Here is a 17,144-nt window from a genome sequence, read left to right on the forward strand (position 1 = left end):
CGAGGAGAGCAGAGTAGATGCGCAGTTCCACTAGGGTTTTGGTGATCGGCGGTGGCCCGGCCGGATCGACGGCCGCCACACTGATCGCACGTCAGGGCTTCGAGGTCACGCTGCTGGAGTCCGCGACCTTTCCCCGTTACCACATCGGCGAGTCGATCCTGCCGTCCGCGCTCCCCGTGCTGGACATCCTCGGCGTCCGGCAGAAGGTCGAGGAGCACGGCTTCGTGCGCAAGGGCGGCGCCTACTTCGAATGGGGGCCGGAGAACTGGGAGCTGAACTTCGACCATCTCCAGGGCTCCGACTCCTACAGCTACCAGGTCGTCCGTTCGGAGTTCGACAAGCTCCTCCTGGACCACGCCCGGACGCAGGGCGTGGACGTGCACGAGGGCGTGAGCGTCCGGGAGATCGTCTTCGCCGGGGAACGGCCGATCGCCGCCCACTGGGCGAAGACCAAGGACCGTGACGACAGCGGGACGATCTCGTTCGACTTCCTCGTCGACTGCTCGGGCCGCGCCGGCGTGATGGCGACCAAGTACCTGAAGAGCCGCCGCTACCACGAGGTGTTCAAGAACATCGCCACGTGGAGCTACTGGCGCGGGGTCAAGCCGCTCGACAAGGGACCCGAGGGCGCCATCGCGGTGTGCTCGATCCCGGACGGCTGGTTCTGGGCCATCCCGCTGCACGACGGCACGTACAGCGTCGGGCTGGTCAGCAAGGCCAAGACGTTCGCGGAGAAGCGCGAGGAGCTCGGCGGCCTGCAGGGCGTGTACGACGACGGGATCGCCCGCTGCCCGCGGATCAAGGACATGCTCGAGAACGCGGAGCAGGTCGCCGAGATGAAGGCCGAGCAGGACTACTCCTACGTCTCGGAGACCTTCGCCGGGCCGGGCTACGTGATGGCGGGCGACGCGGCCTGCTTCCTGGACCCGCTGCTCTCCACGGGCGTCCACCTCGCCACGTTCAGCGGAATGCTCGCCGGGGCCAGCGTCGGCAGCATCCTGCGGGAGGAGTTCGCGGAGGACGAGGCGCTGTCGTTCTACTCGCAGGCCTATCGACAGGCCTACGAGCGCCTGCTCATCCTGGTGTCGTTCTTCTACCGCAGCTTCAGCCGCGAGTCCCAGTTCTTCGAGGCCGACAAGCTCACCCGACGGGAACGCCACATGCTCAACCTGTACGAGTCGTTCCTGTACGTGGTGTCGGGCGTGGAGGACCTGGAGGACGCCAAGGACAGCGCGCTGGACGCCGTGGCGGCCCGCCTTCAGGAATCCGGCCAGCTCTTCGCCGGCGAGAACGAGGCGATGGCCGCCATGCCGACCTCCGAGCAGAACGCGGTGGGCGGGGTCTACCTCACCTTCGAACCCCAGCTCGGTCTCAAGCGCCGGGCGAAGGCAGAGGAACTGGTGGCCAAGTGACTTACGTGATCGCCCAGCCGTGCGTGGGGGTGAAGGACGGCTCGTGCGTGCAGGTGTGCCCTGTCGACTGCATCCATCCGGCGCCGGGGGAGCCGGGCTACGACGAGAGCCCGCAGCTCTACATCGACCCGCTGGAGTGCATCGACTGCCATTCCTGCGCGCAGGCGTGCCCCGTGGACGCGGCGCTGCCCGAAGAGGACCTGCCCCCGGAGTGGGGGTCGTCCCTGGAGATCAACGCCGCCTTCTTCACCGAGAAAGGACTGGTATGACCGACCCCGAGAGCCTCCTGCCCGCCGATGGGGACTACTCCAAGGAGGAGGCCGACGAGTACCACCTCACGCCCGCCGAGGCCGACCGTCTTCTCGCGAACGCGAAATGGCGCAGGTTCGCCGTGATGGGCGACAGCCTGGCGGAGGGCCTGGGCGAGGCGTCGCCCGGCTACCGCTCGGTGACGTGGAGCGACCGCACCCGCGACGCCCTGGCACGGCAGGTGCCGGACCTGGCGTTCCTGAACGTCGGGCTGCGCGACCTTGTCTCCTCGGAGGTGCGCGAGCGGCAGCTCGACAGGGTGCTGGAGTTCGAGCCCGACCTGGTGGCCCTGGTGGCCGGCGGCAACGATCTGTTCCGCAAGGACTTCGACCCCGCCGACGTGGAGGAGGAGCTCGACCAGATCGTGGGCCCGCTGCGCGCCTCGGGCGCCGACGTGGTCACGTTCGCGCTGATGAACATCTCCGCCGCGATCCCCGAGGTCGCGGCGCTGAAGCCCAACATGGAGCTTCTGAACGAACGTATCCGGGCGGTCTCGGCCCGGCACGGCGCACTCCTGGTGGACATGTGGAACCACCCGGGCTGCGCGTCCAGGGACATGTTCAGTTCCGACCTGATGCACTCCTCGATGCGCGGCCACGCACTGCTGGGGGCGGAGACCATCCGCCGCCTGGGCGTGTTCCTGGCGTCCGGGTGAAGGAGGCGACCGAGAGATGGTGAGCGACAGATGGTGAGCACTGACAGCAGCTCGGCGGGAAGTGGGGCCGCGCCCTCGGTGGTCAGCGGCAACTGGCAGACCAACAAGCGGCTCGCCACGGTCTGGGACCGCGGCGTCAAGAGCCGCCCGGTCGCCATGGTCTACGGCGCGGTGGTCTTCGCCACCGACAACCGCAGGATGTACCGGCACATGGCGTCGGCCGTCGCGCTGCCGGAGGGCACGTCCGTGCTGGACGTCCCCTCGGGCGGCGGCGTGGTCTTCCTCGGCCTGCGGCCCGGGAAGCGGCTGCGGTATGTAGCGGCCGACATCTCGGACCTGATGCTCGACCGGGCCCGCGCCGAGGCCGGCCGGCGGGGGCTGGACTTCGTGGAGTTCGAGAAGGCCGACGCCACGGCGCTCCCGTTCAAGGACGAGGAGTTCGACGTGGTGGTCTCCTACAGCGGCCTGCACTGCGTCCCCGACCCGGAGACCGCCGTGCGCGAGTGGTCCCGGGTGCTCAAGCCGGGCGGGGCCGTGAAGGGCAGCGTGGTGGTGCGCGGCGCCTCGTACATCCCGGACCGCTTCATCAACCTGTGGGTGAAGCTGCGGATCCTGGACGTGGTGACCCCGGTGGAGGAGGTGCGCCGCTGGTTCCGCGACGCGGGCCTGCGCGTCGTCCGCACCGAGACCTCCGGCGCCATCCTCTACTTCGAACTCGAGAAGCCCGTGTCCAAGGCTTCCGCGCCTTGACCTCCTCGCCTGGCGGCTCGGAGGTCAAACACGAAAGCGGCGAGCGCGACATCGCTTCGCGATCTTCGCGTGAAGCTTCGCCTGGCGGCTCGCTCCAGCTCAGGTAGCGCGCTCGCGTGCGGGCTGGACTTTCGTGAAACCGGAGGACGCCTGTCGGGCCGGGCGTTCTTCGGGGACGTGGCGTGTCCCGGGGTACCGCTGGAACAAAACCCCGGGACATGCCACGGGCCTGCGGGAGCGAGCCGGATCTGAGGGGAGCGAGCCGGCGGGTCAGGTCGCTAAAGCCGTTCAATAACAGTGGCGTTGGCCTGGCCGCCGCCTTCGCACATGGTCTGGAGGCCGTAGCGGCCGCCGGTGCGCTCCAGCTCGTACAACATCTTGGTCATCAGCACCGCGCCGGTGGCGCCGAGGGGGTGGCCGAGCGCGATGGCGCCGCCGTTGGGGTTGGTCCTCTCCAGTGACGCGCCGGTGTCCTTGGCCCAGGCGAGGGGGACGGGGGCGAACGCCTCGTTCACCTCGAAGACGGCGATGTCGTCGATCTCCAGCCCGCCCTTGAGGAGCGCCTGCGTGGTGGCCGGGATCGGTCCGGTCAGCATGGTGACGGGGTCGCTGCCCGAGACGGCGAGGGCGTGCACCCGGGCACGCGGGGTGAGGCCGTGGCGCTCGATCGCCTCGGCCGAGGCGATGAGGACCGCGGCGGCGCCGACCGAGATGGGGGAGGAGACGGCCGCGGTCAGCCGGCCGCCCTCGCGGAGGGGTTTCAGCGCGGCCATGCTCTCCAGCGTGGTGTCGCGGCGCGGGACCTCGTCCTGCTTGACGCCCGCGTACGGGGTGATCTGGTCGTCGAACCGGCCCTCGTCGATCGCCTCGACCGCCCGCCGGTGGCTCTCGACCGAGAACTCCTCCAGCTCGATCCGGCTGAAGCCCCACCTCTCGGCGATCAGCTCGGCGCCGCGGAACTGCGAGATCTCCTGGCCGCCGTAGCGCCGCGCCCAGCCCTCGCCCGAGATGTAGGGCATGCCCTTCTCCAGGCCGAGCGTCACGTTCGAGCCCATCGGTACCATCGCCATGTTCTCGACGCCCCCGGCGACCACCAGGTCCTGCGTGCCGGACAGCACGGCCTGGGCGGCGAAGTGCACGGCCTGCTGCGAGGAGCCGCACTGCCGGTCGATGGTCGTGCCGGGCACGTGCTCGGGCAGGCCCGCCGAGAGCCAGGCGGTGCGCGCGACGTTCAGGGCCTGCGGGCCGACCTGGCCCACACAGCCGAGGATCACGTCCTCCACCGCCGCCGCGTCGACCTCCGTGCGGTCGACGAGCTCCTTGAGCACGTGCCCGGCGAGGTCGGCCGGGTGCGCCTCGGCGAGCCCGCCCTTCCTGGTCCCCACCGGGGTACGGACGGCGCCGACGAGGTAGGCCTCCGCCATGTCGTCCCTCCTTATTCGTTTGTGTGACGGTCCGGGCGTGCCCGTCCGGACCTGATCGCGTTGGCGACGGTGCCACGGGCGCGGCGGTGTGACCAGCCCCGCCGCCGGGTGATCCTTGTCACAGTAACCGTTCGAACGATCGTACTAATTGGAGGCCTGGCATGGAAGATTGTGCGTTGACTTTATAGAACGACCGTGCCTAAAGTTTGGCGTTGTGGATGACGTGCGTGCCGAGCTGACGCTGGGCGGCCTCTTCGTGGGCCGACCAGCGCCGCTCATCGACGGGGACCATGAAGTGCTCAGCGCGATCCGCAAGGAGCGCGTCGCGGCAGGGGAGGTCGAGCTGTCGGTGACGCGGCTGGCCGGCGACCGGCAGGCCGATCTGGTGTCGCACGGCGGCCCCGATAAGGCGGTCTACATGTACCCGGCCGCCCACTACGCGCACTGGAGCTCGCTGGGGTACGAGCTGGAGCCGGGCGGCGTGGGGGAGAACGCGTCGGTGACCGGCCCGGACGAGCGCGAGGTCCGCATCGGGGACGTCTGGTCGTGGGGCGCCGCCCTGGTGCAGGTGTCCCAGCCCAGGAGCCCCTGCTACAAGTTCGGGATGCGGCTCGGGCGCAAGCAGGCGGTCGCGCAGATGATCGACAGCGGCCGGACCGGCTGGTACCTGCGGGTCCTGCGCACGGGCCCGGTGCCCACGAGCGGCACGCTGCGCCTGATCGACCGCGACCCCGCCGCCCCGACCGTGCGCGAGCTCTTCACCGGCTCGTTCGCGCGCGGCGCCGACAACGACCCCCGGAGGCTGCGGGAGATGATCGGCGCCCCGGCGCTGGCGGAGCAGTGGCGCTCGGCCATCGAGGGCAAGCTCGCCCGGCTGGAGGCCCGCCGATGACGACGGACGGCCGCCTGGTCCGCGGCGACCACACCCGCCGGCGCATCCTGTCGCGCGCCATGGACATCGCCTCGCTCGAAGGCCTCGAAGCGCTCTCGATCGGACGGCTCGCCACCGAGCTCACGGTCAGCAAGAGCGGCGTCTTCGCCCACTTCGGCTCCAAGGAGGAGCTGCAGCTCGCCGTGATCCGCGCGGCCAAGGCCGTGTTCACCTCGCGCGTCGTCGAGCCCGCGTTCGCCGAGGTTCCCGGCCGGCGCCGCCTGGAGGCGCTCTGCGACGGATGGCTCACCTACTCCGAACGCCGGATCTTCCCCGGCGGCTGCTTCTTCTTCTCCGTCGGCGCCGAGTTCGACGCCCGCCCCGGCCGCGTCCGCGACGTCCTCGCCGAAGCCCGCCGCGAGTGGCTGGCGCTGTACACGCAGACGATCCGCGACGCCCAGCAGCTCGGCGAGCTCGACGACAGCGTCAACCCCGCCCAGCTCGCGTTCGAGCTGGACGCCTTCGCCACCGCCGCCAACTCGGCGGCCCTCCTGCTCGACGACTCGACCGCCTACGACCGCTCACGCGCGGCGATCCGCTCAAGGCTGGCCGCGCTGAAACCCTGACCTGAATCGTGAACTGAATATGGAGGTATCCGGGTGACGTCAGATACCGAGACCAAGACAGCAAGCCCGCCGAAGGCCAACGCCGGACTGGTGTTGTTGCTCTGCTCGGGCGCGACGTTCATGGCCTTCCTCGACCTGTCGGTGGTGAACATCGCCTTCGTCGACATCCTGGCCGACTTCCCGGGCACGCAGTCCTCGACCCTCACGTGGGTGGTCAGCGGCTACGCGGTGACGTTCGCCGCGTTCCTGACCCCCGCCGGCCGGCTGGCCGACACCCTGGGCCGGCGCGAGGTCTTCCTCGGCTCCCTCCTCGGTTTCACGATCGCCTCGCTGGTCTGCGGCGCCGCCCCCAACCCGGAGGTGCTCATCGGGGGCCGCGTGCTCCAGGGCGCCTTCGCCGCCGGCATGATCCCGGCGGCCCTCGGCCTGCTCATCCAGCACATCCCGTTCGAGAACCTGATCAAGGCCATCGGCACCTGGTCGGCGGTGGGCGGCTTCTCGGCGGTCGTCGGCCCGATCGTCGGCGGCGTCCTGGTCGACGCGTTCGGCTGGCGCTCTGTCTTCTACGTGAACGGCCCGGTCGGCGCCGTCCTGGTGCTCGGCACGTTCGCCGCGCTCCCGCGCATCCACCCGCCCGCCGGGCTCAAGCACCCCGACCTGCTGGGCAGCCTGATCCTCGTCCTCGGCATCGGCGGTGTCGTCGCGGCCCTCACCGAGGGCGAGAACTGGGGCTGGACGGATCCGCGGACCCTCGGCCTCCTCGTCGGCGGCCTCCTGCTCGGCCTCGCCGCCCTCCTGCGGTCGCGCGGCCACGAGGCGCCCGCCATCGCGACCAAGCTCTGGGCGAGCAGCCGCTTCGCGGTCTGCAACCTGGCCTCCCTGATCTTCGGCGTCGCGATGTTCGCCTGGCTCCTCACCGGCCCGCTGCTCACGACCCAGGTCTGGCGCTGGAGCATCATGGAGAGCGCCGGGGCCCTGTCCATCGGCGCCGTCGTCTCGATGTTCGCCTCCGTCGCCGCGGGCCGGGTCAGCGATCCGGCCAGGCACCGCTGGGTGATCGCGACGGGCTCGCTGCTCTTCGCCGCGTGCAACGCCATGATGGCCAGCGACCTGTTCGGCACCGAGCCCCGCTTCTGGGACGCCTGGGTGCCCGCCGCCATCCTCGGCGGCGCGGGACTGGGCCTCGGCGTGACGGCCCTGTCCGCTGCCGCCGCCACGGCCCTTCCACCCCTCCAGTTCGCCGCCGGAGTCGGCATGAACATGACCGCCCGCCAGCTGGGCGGTGCCCTCGGCATCGCCGGCATGGCGGCGATCCTCACCGCCGGTGGCGGCACCGGCGCCATCGACGCCTTCCACGACGTCTATCTAGCCTGCACGGCCGTGGCAGTCCTGGCCGCGATCGTGGCGGTCATGCTCCCCGCTCCCGCCACGGCCGAGCAGTGACAGAACGGGCCGCGGCCGTCCGGCTGCGGCCCGTTCTGTTAGATCAGTGACAAAACACCCCCGCCATCCGTGCCACTCAGCACATTCACACCGCTCGCCGCCCAGAGCAGAATCACCCTCCGGCCGAATCCTGCGCTGGAGGTCCGGTGCCCGTCCCGCAACCCACCCGAGAAGCCCCCGACGTCCCCGCCGTGCCTGTCGCGGACGACGAGCCCGTCGCCGTCGCCGAGCCTGCGAACACGCGAGCCGGGATGCGGCCGGGGGAGCGACGGAAGAGGCTGGCCGGGGCCACGGCCGGAGCGGCGGGGGTCGTCGGGCTGGCCGCCGGGGCGCTGTCGCTGATGGTGCTCCAGCCGTTCTCCGACGAGCGTCACAGGACGCTGGTCCCGCAGTCGGCGGGAGCCGCGCGGACGCCGGACACGCGGTTCGAGACGCCGACCTCGCCGCCGCTCCTGCCTGACCGGAAGCCGGGCGCGGCCCCCTCCGAGAGGCCCAAGGCCGAACGCACGCCTCCGCCGGCCAAGCCTTCGGCCAAGCCCGGCAAGCGCAAGAGCGGCAGTGCGCCGCCACCTGACGCGAAGACCGGCGGGGCGTTGCAGGTCAGCGACGGTAGCTGCCGGGGGATCGCGGCGCCGATCGCCAGGCGGTGCACCATCTCGCTGACCGCCGTCGGAGGGGCCGTGCGGTGGTCGGTGGCGGGAATCGATCCCGGCATCGCCCGGATGTCGGCCGGCGGGGGTGGCACGCTGTCCGGCGGACAGAGCACGATCGTTTCGGTGACCATCGTCCCCACGGTCAGGTGTTACGCGCGGGGCTTCGGGACCGGCACCGTCTCGTTCGCTCCCGGAGGCAGCGCCACGGTCTCGTACACCTGCTGGTAGGTCAGAACCACCCGGTGCAGGTGCGGAGGCGGGCGAGGGCCTCGGCCACGCCGAGGCCGGGCGGCGACAGCGGCGGCGCCTCGCCCGTTCCGATCCGTGTGATCGTGCCGGTGGAGTCGACCGTGCAGGTGGTGCCGTGCGGCCATTCGCCGAACATCAGGCCGACGAGGTTGCCGCGCCGCACGAGGGGCAGCACGACGTCGTCGTCCCGGCCCGGAGTGGAGATCCAGTACGTGGCGCGGCCACGGCCCCCGGTGGGGCTGAGATCGGGGTTGGCCTGCTCGGCCTCGGCCATGAGCTGGTCGAGTTCGAGGTGCTCGATCGCCTCTTCGAGAAGCTCGCAGACATGCAGGCAGGGCGCCAGGGCCTCGCGGAGGGGCTCGTCGAAGCCGCCCTCGAAGAGACGGTTCAGCTCGTTGCGGGAGATGACGACCTTGGCGCCGCGGGTGAGGAGCTCGACCAGCACGGCGCGGACGAAGCCGTTCGCGCCGGGACCGGTCACCCCGAGGCCGGCGGGCCGCGCGAGCCGTTCGGCGGTGCTCAGGGCGGTGGGCGGCGGCGCGGGTTCGGGGTGGACGGGGGATACGCGCAGCGCCGGGACCGGGACGGGGCGGGTGAGCCTCTGGTGGAACGCGAAGGCCAGCAGGAGGAGCGCCACGGCGACGATACTGGGGAACGCGGCCGACGGGAGGCTCTCCGAGGCCTCGGCGGGCACGGCCGCCCGAGGCGTGGCGATCGCGGCGGCGGGTGCGGGAGTGACGGCTCGCCGGGTCGCCTTCGCCGCCTTCGGCACTCGCTGAGGCGGCTTCGATGCTCGTTCGGGGCGTTTCGGACGGTGCCGGGTAGCTGCCGTCAACCGTCTGACCGGCCGGGAGATCTTCCGGCGGGGCGCCGCGTGTCTGCCGCCCCGGACCGACCTGCGAAGGGCGCGGCCGAGGTCGGGATGCTTCTCGGTGAGCTCGTGGCGAAGGTTCCGGCAGAGGGCCGAACGGTCGATCAGCGCACCGGCGGCGCCGCGGAGATCGACGCAGTCCGCCCCGGCCGCCGGGGCCCCGGCAAGACAGAAGAACGTCAGGGCCAGGACGACGAGCATGCGCCTACGGACAGTCACAGGTGGCCACCTCCCCCGATGATGACCTGCCCGTCGATGTAACCAGGGGAAGCGGCTCCCGGCGGCGAACCGACACGGGACATGGGGAATCCGTGAGCACTCCGATACTGAGCGTGTCTCAACCTGACGAGCGTGTCGTCGGTCAACTAAAGTCATCGGGCAGGGGGTGCGGGTCGGCCGCACGAGGCACTGGGGACGGCACGTGACACAGGATCGGACGGGGATCTCCCCGGCGGCGACGCTCGCAGAGAAGATCGAATGGCTGATCCAGAACATGTGGCCCGTGGCGGTGCCGCCCGCCCGTAACAACGTCGAGACGGCCGCGGCCATCCACACGGCGACGGGCGAGGACATCTCCTCGACGACGGTGTGGAAGCTGCGCACCGGGCGGCAGGACAACCCGCAGCTGCGGACGCTCACGGCGCTGGCCACGTTCTTCGGGGTGCCGATCGGCTACTTCGGCTTCCCCGGCGAGGCCGATCCGATCGACGACGATCTGACGTTCAAGGCGCTGCGCCGCGAGGTCGCGGTGGGCGTGGTCAGGCCCGAGGTGCTCCGCGCGCTCGTCGATCTGACGCCGGAGGCGCGCTGGGTCGTGGACGAGATGATCCTCGCCGCCGCGCATGCCGATCGGGTGCGGCACAAGAAGGAACGCGCCACCGACTGACGACCGCTCTCCTGACGGGCGCTCGCCTTGACCAGGCGCCCCCTTGGCGGGCGCCCTTTGGCGGGCGCTCGCCTGGTGGAGGCTCGCCTGGCGAGGGGTCGCTGTGTCAGCGGCGATCCCTCGCCGCCGGGGTCTTAGCAGAGGGCGTCGTGGACCCGGCCGGCGTGGCGGGCCGCCTGGAGGCAGGCGATCCGGTCGGCCGGGTCGACGGCGCGCGCCGTGGCGGCGACCAGGGCCTGGGTGACCAGCAGGGAGAACGTCGCGACCGACGTGCCGGGCTCCGCGTCTTCGAGGCTCCGCAGCGACGGCGCGTCGGTGAGCGCCCACCAGGCGTCGCTCGCCTCCGTCAGCGCGGTGGCGTAGGCGGGGGACCGGTCGGCGAGGGCCGAGGCGGCGCGCTCGACGAGTTCGAGGCCGGCGAACGCGGCGGCGAGCAGTGCGGGCAGGTCGCGGGCCGAACGGATCCGGTCGGCGGCGTACGCGATGTGATCCTGCATGGAGTCCCCCGTTCATTCAAGATGTCAACGGGGTCAGTCTGTCTACCCAGAGCGACGGACGTCAATCATGATTGCTGGCGTGTTGCGAACGTTGATGCAAGTTGAGGCCCCCGGAACCTGTGCGCGATGGTGTGGAACGCGAGCTTGGGCTCCCAGTGACCGGTGCGCTCGTACGCGAGCGGCGAGTCCGCCGGCCGGACCTTGACCACCGAGAAGTTCGCCATGTCCAGGTCGTACTTGGGGATCGGCGAGTAAGGCGAGTCGGCGTCGATGAAGTTGTAGACGAACGCCCCCTGGACGCCCTCCGCCTCGAAGACGTCGAGGCACTCCTCGATGTAGCGGACCTGGACCCCCTCGTCCCGGATCGGGTTCCCCTTCAGTTCCGGCGGCTCCTTCGTCCAGTCGACGATCATGAAGCCGCTGCCGCCCTGCTTCTCCGCGCCCCGGTACGTGCAGCAGCCGAACTCGGTGATGACGACGGGCTTGCCGTGCCGGTGGAGCGCCCGCACCTCCTTCGCGTACGTCGCCTCGTTCGACTCGTCCCGGTAGAGGTCGACGCCGACCACGTCGAAGCCCCGCCAGTCGACCCGTTCCCAGACGCCGGAGGTGTAGGTGAGGCGACCGCCGAAGAGCGGCCTGATCTTCTTCACCGCACCGGAGAGGAATCTGTCGAGCCGCCGGTTGTAGCCCGCCGACTCCGGGCGCCCCAGCGCTTCGGCCCGTTCCATCCAGTCCTTGCCCGGCACCAGGCCCGCCATGAAGATGGTCAGCTCGCAGCCGAGCGAGAGCGCGACGCGGGGATACCGGCGGCGCAGCCGTTCCGCCGCCCGCGCCACCTTGGCGACGAACCGCAGCGTGTCGCGCGCGTCGCCGTCGAACGCCCGCGGCTCGAACCACACGTACAGCCCCTGCTCGGCGGCGATCGTCGCGGCCTCGGTCAGCCTGCGCAGGTCGGAGCCGAGGAGCAGGATCGCGTTGCAGTGCAGTTGCCGCCTGATGGCGGTGATCTCGCGCCGTACGTACTCCGTCCGCCACACCTCGCGCTCGGTGTCGAAGTTCATCCCGCGCCAGGGGAGAGGACGTCTGCCCGAGACGAGGGGCCGCTGGTACGCGCCTGCTCGCGTCGCGCTCGTCGTGACCGCCAGTGCCGCGGCTCCTACGAGCACGCTTCTCCTGCCAACCGTCATGGAACGGCTCCTTTCTGGTGGTCTCCACCCTTCGATGGGCAGGGCATCGCGGGCATCGGCCGAGACGCCATCCCGCACAGACCAAAGTCGCCGGAACGCCGAGGGCCGGAGCGACCAAAGTCGCTCCGGCCCTTCAGCGAGCTCACCGCGCGGGGGCGTCCTGGAAACGCGGCGCGCGCATGTTGACCAGGCTGTCGAGCTTGTGGACGCGCTCGTCGTGGCCGATCTGGCGGAGCAGGTCGGCGACCGTGTCGTAACGGCCGTACTCGTCGGCGTACGTCGTGGGCGCGGGCAGGTGCTCCAGCTCGGGGTGGTCGGCGACGAAGCTCATGTACTCGTGCTCGGCGTGGTCCTCGAAGTCGGCGTTGAGGCGGTAGCTCATCTCCGGCTTGACCAGGAACAGCAGCCAGGACACGTGGTAGTAGAAGAACGCCACCAGCCACGGCGCCAGCCGGTGCAGCAGGAACGACTGCCTGTGGCCGTCGCGCTGCACGAGGTCCTGCAGGATCAGCAGGTGCCACTGCTCGTTGTCCTGCTCCTCGCGGGTCTCCTCGATCCGCTCGTAGACGCGCTTGGCGAGCGCGGACCGGCGGCGGTGGCGGGAGAGCGAGAAGTAGCCCATGCGCTCCCAGGCCTGGTACGGGACGCGGGCGATGAACTCCAGCATCGTGAACTTCACGAGCGTGCGCTCACGTCCGTACACCAGGTCCATCTGCTTGAAGAGCATCCGCGCGAGCAGCCCGTAGCGCAGCCGTGGCGCTTCGAGGGTCTCGATCTGCGCGGCGCGCAGCTCCCAGGTGGAGAGTTTGGGAGGGGCACCGTGGTGCTTGGCAGGGGTTTCGGGGGCGGGAGCGGTGGGAGTGGAGGTGAGCGCCATGGTCTCGTCCGTTCATCGAGGTCCTGTTCGAGCTGCCTCGATGTTCCGCGTACGGGACGTGACGCCGCGTCCGCCCGTGAGAGGCACTTGGCGTACCCCTGGAGAGAGCCCGCCGGCCGTGCCCTTACCTCCCCCGGCGTAGGGGATCACCCCTACGGGCGCAGGAGACCGTTCGCCTTCGCGAGGTCGAGGGCCGCCTGCGACGCGGGAGCGAGCAGGTCACGGTGCTCGTCGCCCACGTACCGGAACTCGTCGACCTCGCCGGCCGGGACGATGTCGCCGTCGTAGCCGGCCGTGAAGCACGCCATCCGCACGTGGTCGTGGCGAGGCTGGTCATGCGCGACGGCCCGGACGACGCCCAGCGGCCGGAAGGTGGCGGGGGCGAGCTCGACCGCCAGCTCCTCGCGGACCTCCCGTGACAGCGCCGACCAGTCGTCCTCGCCGGGTTCGCGCTTGCCGCCCGGCAGGTAGAGCAGGTCACGTCCGCGCGATCGCACGGTCAGCATCCGGCCGCGCTCGGCGTACACCCAGGCGACGACATCGAGCTCCACGTGATCAGTCTCCCAGGCGTCCGGAACGAGATGTCAGCCGAGGGCGAAGACCAGGCCGAGCAGCGCCAGCAGCATGGTGACGCCCGTCGCCAGCAGGATGGAGCCGGGATCGGCGACCGACGCGCCCTCGTGCAGGCGCCGGTTGCGGCGGTGGTGCCGGACGCGGGTACGGCGAAGGTGCAGGGCCACCGCGCCGCAGACCACGGCGGCGGCCAGCACGGCGCCCGTGGCCGAGGGCGCCAGCCGTACGCACAGGAGCCCGGCGCCGACGATCGAAAGGATCGTGCGCGACCAGGCCAGCGTGGTGCGCTCGTGCTGCGCGCCGGGATCCCAGAGCGTCATCGGGTCGCCAGGAGCGCCGCGACCAAGGTCACGGAAACGACGGCCAGCCCGTAGGAGATGACCGGCGCGAACGTGGGCAACGGGAGCGTCTCGGCACGCCGCAGCGCGCGTTCGGTGCGGAGCCAGCGCCGGAACGCCATGGCCGCGATCAGCGCCCCGACGACCGAGAACCCGGCCGCGAGCCCGTCCCGCAACGGCGCCGCCATCAGCCGGCCGCTGAGCGCCAGCCCGATCCCGCCGGCGATCATCGCGAGCGCGGTGCGGATCCACGCGAGGAACGTGCGCTCGTTGGCGAGGGTGAAGCGGGGGTCGGGGTCGGCGCCCTCGGCGAGCAGACGGTCGGTCCACTTGCCGGCAGGGCCGCCGGCGGGCGCGTTCGAGGGGTCGGGCGCGGTCATCCATCACCTGGCGAAGATCGGCATGGTCGAGCGCGTCCATTTTATGCGCGGCGGGCGGTGGTCACTTGTCTCCGTAGCGGCGCGCGGACGCGTCTTCCTGGGCGAGCCGGTGAAGGGCGCTGAGCACCTGTTCGTACAGCACGGTGGACACCAGCATGGAATGCACGGTGCGGCTGCGCGGCGCGTCGCCGGCGACGCGGCCGATCTCGTGCTCGGCGACCTCCTCGGCGGCCTTCACGTACGGGCGCAGATCGGTGAGCGTGATCGGGAAGCCGAGCCGGCGCAGTGCCACGAACGTCTGCGCGAGCAGGTCGCGGGCGGGCGCCCGGCGGGCCACCTGCCAGCCGAGCTCGCGGATCAGCGCGTCGACGTCCTCGCGGGCCGCCCGCCAGTGCGGGTCGTCGGGCGGCAGCACATGCGGGCCGATGGCGTGCTGGGTCGTGCCGAACAGCTCGTGCATGCCGACCGTGTCGTCGTCGACCGCGGTGACGATGCGCTTGATCGAGGCCACCGGCAGGTCGCCGACCTCGCGGAGCGCCCGGATGAGCCGCAGCCGCTCGAGGTGCCGTTCGTCGTACTCCGACCGTGTGCTGCTGGCGGCGGCGCCCTTGGGCAGCAGCTCCTCCCGGATGTAGAACTTGATCGTCTGCACGGTGAGGCCGCTGCGGTCGCTGAGCTCGGAGATCTGCACGACGCACCCCCTTGGCTGGATATCAACACTATCCAGGAGTGCCTGTTGGATACCGTCACTATCCAGTCAGAGGGTGCTTCCTCGCCTACGGTGCGTCAGCTTCGCGATCGACCTCGGTGATGCGGCGCAGGTCGGCGAGGGAACGGCCGGCCCCGAGCCGGCGCGGAGCAGGCGGCCGGTCGTCCAGCGGCACCCGGACGGTCGCGCGCTCGCCCGCGCCGGCGTCGACGACGGCGAAGCCCGCGAGGGCCACCGGACGCGGCCCGTCCATCGCGTAGCACTGCACGATCTCGCGGCCGGGCCGGCCGCCCGTGTTGCGCACGGTCACCTCGGCCGTGCCGCCGGAGACCGACACCGACTCGTACTCCCAGGTGGTGTAGCCGTGGCCGTGTCCGAACGGGTAGGCGACGTCCGCCGCGTCGTAGTGCCGGTAACCGATCGCCGTGCCCTCGGCGTAGTCGAGCACGCCGTCCACAGGTCGTGGCGACAGGATGTCGTCCTCACTGGCAGGGAAGGTCGTGGGGAGCCGCCCGCCCGGTTCGGCCGCGCCGGTGAGCACGTCGGCGAGGGCGTCGCCGCCCTCCTGGCCCGGCAGCCACACCCACAGCACGGCCGCGACCTCGTCGCGCCACGGCATGAGCACCGGCGCTCCGGCGTTCACGACCACGACCGTGCGGGGGTTCGCGGCGGCGACGGCCGACACCAGCTCGTCCTGGCGCCCGGGAAGCGCCGGCGTCGAACGGTCGAAGCCCTCGCTCTCCACGTCGTCGTTCGTGCCGACGACGACCACGGCCACGTCGGCCTCGCGCGCGGCGGCGACCGCGGCGGCCAGTTCCTCGTCCTCGGGCAGGTGCGGCGCGTGGTGGCCGATGGTGAACGCGCCGCCGAACGGCCCGCCCGCCGGCGTGTGGGCCACCTCCAGGGAGACGCGCTGCCCGGCGGCGAGCTCGATCTCCACGCGGTGCTCGGGCGGACGCATCATGCCCTCGACCGGGTCGCCGCCGTCGAGCGACAGCGTGACGGTCTCGGCGTGGTCGCCGATCCGGAGGCCGTAGGAGCCGACACCGGCGACCGAGAAGGTGTGAACACCGGCCTGCGCCGCGGTGACGATCGTCCGCGCGACGATCCGCCTCGCTCCGCCGGGCAGGCCGGTGAGGAGGACGTAGCGCGCGCCGCGCCGGAGCTCGGAATGGACGGTGCGGGAGCCGTCGCCGAGGTAGTCCAGCCGGATCCCGGGCTCGCCGGTCTCGGGGTCGGCCGTCATGGCGAGGGGCAGTTCCGCGAGCCGCTCGTGCGGATAGACGCCCGCGTGCACGTCGATCTCCGTATCCTCGCCGAGCGCGCGGCGCAGGCCTTCATACGGCGTGACGACGTGCACCGGGTTGACGTGCGCGCTGCCGCCGCCCTGGGCGCTGAACCGCACCGCGTTCGGACCGAGCAACGCGACCCTGCGCGGCGCGTCCAGAGGCAGTACCCCGTCGTTCGCCAGCAGGACGGTCGCGCGGGCGGCGAACTCGCGAAGCTGGTCGCGCGCGTCATCCGGCGTCGAGACGGGCGCGGGCGCCGGAACGCCGTCGAGCGCGCCCACCCGGGCGGCCAGCCGCAGGATCCGCAGCACCTTGTCGTCGATGAGCTCCTCGGCGACCTTCCCCTCCCGGACGGCGGCGACGAGTTTCGGGCCCCATGGACTGCGCGGCATGCCCGGCATCTCCACGTCCATGCCGGCGTTCGCGCTCGCCTCGGTCGAACGGATCGCGGTCCAGTCCGAGACCACGACGCCGTCGAAGCCCCACGCGCCCTTGAGGAGGCCGGTGAGGAGCGGCTCGTTCTCGGTCATCGTGGCGCCGTTGACCTGGTTGTACGCGGCCATCACCGCCCAGGCGCCCGCCTTGACCGTTTCCTCGAACGGGCGCAGGTAGAGCTCGTTCAGCGTCGTGTCGTCCACCCGCGCGTCGTACGACATGCGCTCGGTCTCGGAGTCGTTGGCGACGAAATGCTTGACCGTCGCGGCCACGCCGGCCGACTGGACGCCCTTGACGAAGCCGACGCCGATCCGCGAGGTGAGCAGCGGATCCTCGGAGTAGTTCTCGAAATGCCGGCCGCCCACCGGCGTGCGATGCAGGTTGATGGTCGGGGCGAGTTGGACGTGCACACCCTTGTCGCGTGCCTGCGCCCCGTTCAGCCGTCCCGTCCGTTCGGCCAGCGCTGTGTCCCAGGTCGCGGCGAGCGACGTCGGGTTCGGGAACAGCAGGCTCGGCTCGCGCTCGTCCCAGGCGGTGCCGCGGACGCCGCTCGGCCCGTCCGACATCACCACGCGCCGGAGCCCGATCTTCTCGATCGGGTGCAGCGTCCAGAAATCGGCCCCGGTCAGCAGGCCGACCTTCTCCTCCAGAGTGAGGCGCTCCAGCCGCCCGCGCAGATCGGACTCGTCGGCACCCATGGGAGCTCCTCG

At 71.3% G+C, this 17,144-nt stretch carries 19 protein-coding genes; 9 read left to right on the forward strand and 10 right to left on the reverse strand.

Annotated elements, in window-relative coordinates:
- Positions 1 to 17: 17 nt before the first annotated feature.
- Genes ACGFNU_RS08980 through ACGFNU_RS08995 form a run of 4 tightly spaced genes read left to right on the forward strand, consistent with a single transcriptional unit; the run spans position 18 to position 3,126 of the window.
- The gene (locus ACGFNU_RS08980) at positions 18 to 1,412 is read left to right on the forward strand and encodes an NAD(P)/FAD-dependent oxidoreductase (protein ID WP_392591621.1); all 1,395 of its coding nucleotides are present in this window, start codon (positions 18 to 20) and stop codon (positions 1,410 to 1,412) included.
- On the forward strand, positions 1,409 to 1,681 hold the full coding sequence (locus ACGFNU_RS08985) for an indolepyruvate ferredoxin oxidoreductase subunit alpha (RefSeq protein WP_392591622.1): 273 nt from the start codon (positions 1,409 to 1,411) through the stop codon (positions 1,679 to 1,681). The genes ACGFNU_RS08980 and ACGFNU_RS08985 overlap by 4 nt, the downstream gene beginning before the upstream one ends.
- Entirely contained in the window at positions 1,678 to 2,376 is a 699-nt protein-coding gene (locus ACGFNU_RS08990; RefSeq protein WP_392591623.1) for an SGNH/GDSL hydrolase family protein, read from the forward strand. Before ACGFNU_RS08985 ends, ACGFNU_RS08990 begins: the two co-directional genes overlap by 4 nt.
- Before the next feature lie 30 nt (positions 2,377 to 2,406).
- Positions 2,407 to 3,126: a class I SAM-dependent methyltransferase gene (locus ACGFNU_RS08995; RefSeq protein WP_392591625.1), complete on the forward strand. Its 720-nt coding sequence runs from the start codon at positions 2,407 to 2,409 to the stop codon at positions 3,124 to 3,126.
- Between the two features lie 278 nt (positions 3,127 to 3,404).
- Here ACGFNU_RS08995 and ACGFNU_RS09000 read toward each other — a convergent pair whose 3' ends face one another.
- The gene (locus ACGFNU_RS09000; RefSeq protein WP_392591627.1) at positions 3,405 to 4,550 is read right to left on the reverse strand and encodes an acetyl-CoA C-acetyltransferase; all 1,146 of its coding nucleotides are present in this window, start codon (positions 4,548 to 4,550) and stop codon (positions 3,405 to 3,407) included.
- 214 nt (positions 4,551 to 4,764) lie between these two features.
- Here ACGFNU_RS09000 and ACGFNU_RS09005 point away from each other — a divergent pair, with 214 nt between their 5' ends.
- The 4 genes from ACGFNU_RS09005 (at position 4,765) to ACGFNU_RS09020 (ending at position 8,371) form a co-directional block, all read left to right on the forward strand.
- Positions 4,765 to 5,442, forward strand: a complete 678-nt coding sequence (locus tag ACGFNU_RS09005; RefSeq protein ID WP_392591629.1) for an MOSC domain-containing protein — start codon at positions 4,765 to 4,767, stop codon at positions 5,440 to 5,442.
- Positions 5,439 to 6,047 (forward strand): TetR/AcrR family transcriptional regulator, encoded by a 609-nt coding sequence (locus ACGFNU_RS09010; RefSeq protein ID WP_392591630.1) that lies wholly within the window; start codon positions 5,439 to 5,441, stop codon positions 6,045 to 6,047. The genes ACGFNU_RS09005 and ACGFNU_RS09010 overlap by 4 nt, the downstream gene beginning before the upstream one ends.
- A 33-nt stretch (positions 6,048 to 6,080) precedes the next feature.
- On the forward strand, positions 6,081 to 7,490 hold the full coding sequence (locus ACGFNU_RS09015) for an MFS transporter (RefSeq protein WP_392591632.1): 1,410 nt from the start codon (positions 6,081 to 6,083) through the stop codon (positions 7,488 to 7,490).
- Between the two features lie 146 nt (positions 7,491 to 7,636).
- Complete coding sequence (locus tag ACGFNU_RS09020; RefSeq protein WP_392591634.1) at positions 7,637 to 8,371, forward strand: hypothetical protein; 735 nt, start codon at positions 7,637 to 7,639, stop codon at positions 8,369 to 8,371.
- Position 8,372: 1 nt separating this feature from the next.
- On the opposite strand, the gene ACGFNU_RS09025 is transcribed toward ACGFNU_RS09020, so the two are convergent.
- Positions 8,373 to 9,482, reverse strand: a complete 1,110-nt coding sequence (locus ACGFNU_RS09025) for a hypothetical protein (RefSeq protein ID WP_392591636.1) — start codon at positions 9,480 to 9,482, stop codon at positions 8,373 to 8,375.
- Positions 9,483 to 9,684: 202 nt separating this feature from the next.
- On the opposite strand from ACGFNU_RS09025, the gene ACGFNU_RS09030 reads away from it, so the two are divergent.
- Positions 9,685 to 10,149: a hypothetical protein gene (locus tag ACGFNU_RS09030; RefSeq protein ID WP_392591638.1), complete on the forward strand. Its 465-nt coding sequence runs from the start codon at positions 9,685 to 9,687 to the stop codon at positions 10,147 to 10,149.
- A 134-nt stretch (positions 10,150 to 10,283) separates the two neighbouring features.
- Here ACGFNU_RS09030 and ACGFNU_RS09035 read toward each other — a convergent pair whose 3' ends face one another.
- From ACGFNU_RS09035 to ACGFNU_RS09070, 8 genes are all read right to left on the reverse strand, one after another.
- Positions 10,284 to 10,646 carry a hypothetical protein gene (locus ACGFNU_RS09035; protein WP_392591639.1) on the reverse strand — a complete coding sequence of 121 codons (363 nt, stop codon included), beginning with the start codon at positions 10,644 to 10,646 and terminating at the stop codon, positions 10,284 to 10,286.
- Between the two features lie 65 nt (positions 10,647 to 10,711).
- On the reverse strand, positions 10,712 to 11,833 hold the full coding sequence (locus ACGFNU_RS09040; RefSeq protein WP_392591640.1) for a hypothetical protein: 1,122 nt from the start codon (positions 11,831 to 11,833) through the stop codon (positions 10,712 to 10,714).
- Positions 11,834 to 11,975: 142 nt separating this feature from the next.
- Complete coding sequence (locus ACGFNU_RS09045) at positions 11,976 to 12,710, reverse strand: alternative oxidase (protein ID WP_392591641.1); 735 nt, start codon at positions 12,708 to 12,710, stop codon at positions 11,976 to 11,978.
- A 152-nt stretch (positions 12,711 to 12,862) separates the two neighbouring features.
- A complete protein-coding gene (locus ACGFNU_RS09050; protein ID WP_392591643.1) occupies positions 12,863 to 13,261 on the reverse strand; it encodes an NUDIX domain-containing protein in 399 nt (132 codons plus the stop codon).
- Positions 13,262 to 13,294: 33 nt separating this feature from the next.
- Positions 13,295 to 13,603, reverse strand: coding sequence for a DUF202 domain-containing protein (locus ACGFNU_RS09055; RefSeq protein ID WP_392591644.1), 309 nt, complete (start codon positions 13,601 to 13,603; stop codon positions 13,295 to 13,297).
- Complete coding sequence (locus ACGFNU_RS09060) at positions 13,600 to 14,001, reverse strand: YidH family protein (protein ID WP_392591646.1); 402 nt, start codon at positions 13,999 to 14,001, stop codon at positions 13,600 to 13,602. The genes ACGFNU_RS09055 and ACGFNU_RS09060 overlap by 4 nt, the downstream gene beginning before the upstream one ends.
- A gap of 61 nt (positions 14,002 to 14,062) precedes the next feature.
- Positions 14,063 to 14,692 (reverse strand): MerR family transcriptional regulator, encoded by a 630-nt coding sequence (locus tag ACGFNU_RS09065; RefSeq protein WP_392591648.1) that lies wholly within the window; start codon positions 14,690 to 14,692, stop codon positions 14,063 to 14,065.
- A gap of 85 nt (positions 14,693 to 14,777) precedes the next feature.
- Positions 14,778 to 17,132, reverse strand: coding sequence for a glycoside hydrolase family 3 protein (locus ACGFNU_RS09070; RefSeq protein ID WP_392591650.1), 2,355 nt, complete (start codon positions 17,130 to 17,132; stop codon positions 14,778 to 14,780).
- Between the last annotated feature and the right edge of the window lie 12 nt (positions 17,133 to 17,144).

Origin of the sequence: Spirillospora sp. NPDC048911 (assembly GCF_043198015.1) — a bacterium.
GTDB lineage: Bacteria > Actinomycetota > Actinomycetes > Streptosporangiales > Streptosporangiaceae > Spirillospora.

What these genes read in the sequence shown, in the direction of transcription:
- ACGFNU_RS09055 (WP_392591644.1), bottom strand. Translation starts at nt 13,603, where the DNA reads ATGACGCTCTGGGATCCCGGCGCGCAGCACGAGCGCACCACGCTGGCC.
- ACGFNU_RS09070 (WP_392591650.1), bottom strand. Translation starts at nt 17,132, where the DNA reads ATGGGTGCCGACGAGTCCGATCTGCGCGGGCGGCTGGAGCGCCTCACT.
- ACGFNU_RS09045 (WP_392591641.1), bottom strand. Translation starts at nt 12,710, where the DNA reads ATGGCGCTCACCTCCACTCCCACCGCTCCCGCCCCCGAAACCCCTGCC.
- ACGFNU_RS09000 (WP_392591627.1), bottom strand. Translation starts at nt 4,550, where the DNA reads ATGGCGGAGGCCTACCTCGTCGGCGCCGTCCGTACCCCGGTGGGGACC.
- ACGFNU_RS09060 (WP_392591646.1), bottom strand. Translation starts at nt 14,001, where the DNA reads ATGACCGCGCCCGACCCCTCGAACGCGCCCGCCGGCGGCCCTGCCGGC.
- ACGFNU_RS08995 (WP_392591625.1), top strand. Translation starts at nt 2,407, where the DNA reads ATGGTGAGCACTGACAGCAGCTCGGCGGGAAGTGGGGCCGCGCCCTCG.
- ACGFNU_RS08990 (WP_392591623.1), top strand. Translation starts at nt 1,678, where the DNA reads ATGACCGACCCCGAGAGCCTCCTGCCCGCCGATGGGGACTACTCCAAG.
- ACGFNU_RS09010 (WP_392591630.1), top strand. Translation starts at nt 5,439, where the DNA reads ATGACGACGGACGGCCGCCTGGTCCGCGGCGACCACACCCGCCGGCGC.
- ACGFNU_RS09035 (WP_392591639.1), bottom strand. Translation starts at nt 10,646, where the DNA reads ATGCAGGATCACATCGCGTACGCCGCCGACCGGATCCGTTCGGCCCGC.
- ACGFNU_RS08980 (WP_392591621.1), top strand. Translation starts at nt 18, where the DNA reads ATGCGCAGTTCCACTAGGGTTTTGGTGATCGGCGGTGGCCCGGCCGGA.
- ACGFNU_RS09040 (WP_392591640.1), bottom strand. Translation starts at nt 11,833, where the DNA reads ATGACGGTTGGCAGGAGAAGCGTGCTCGTAGGAGCCGCGGCACTGGCG.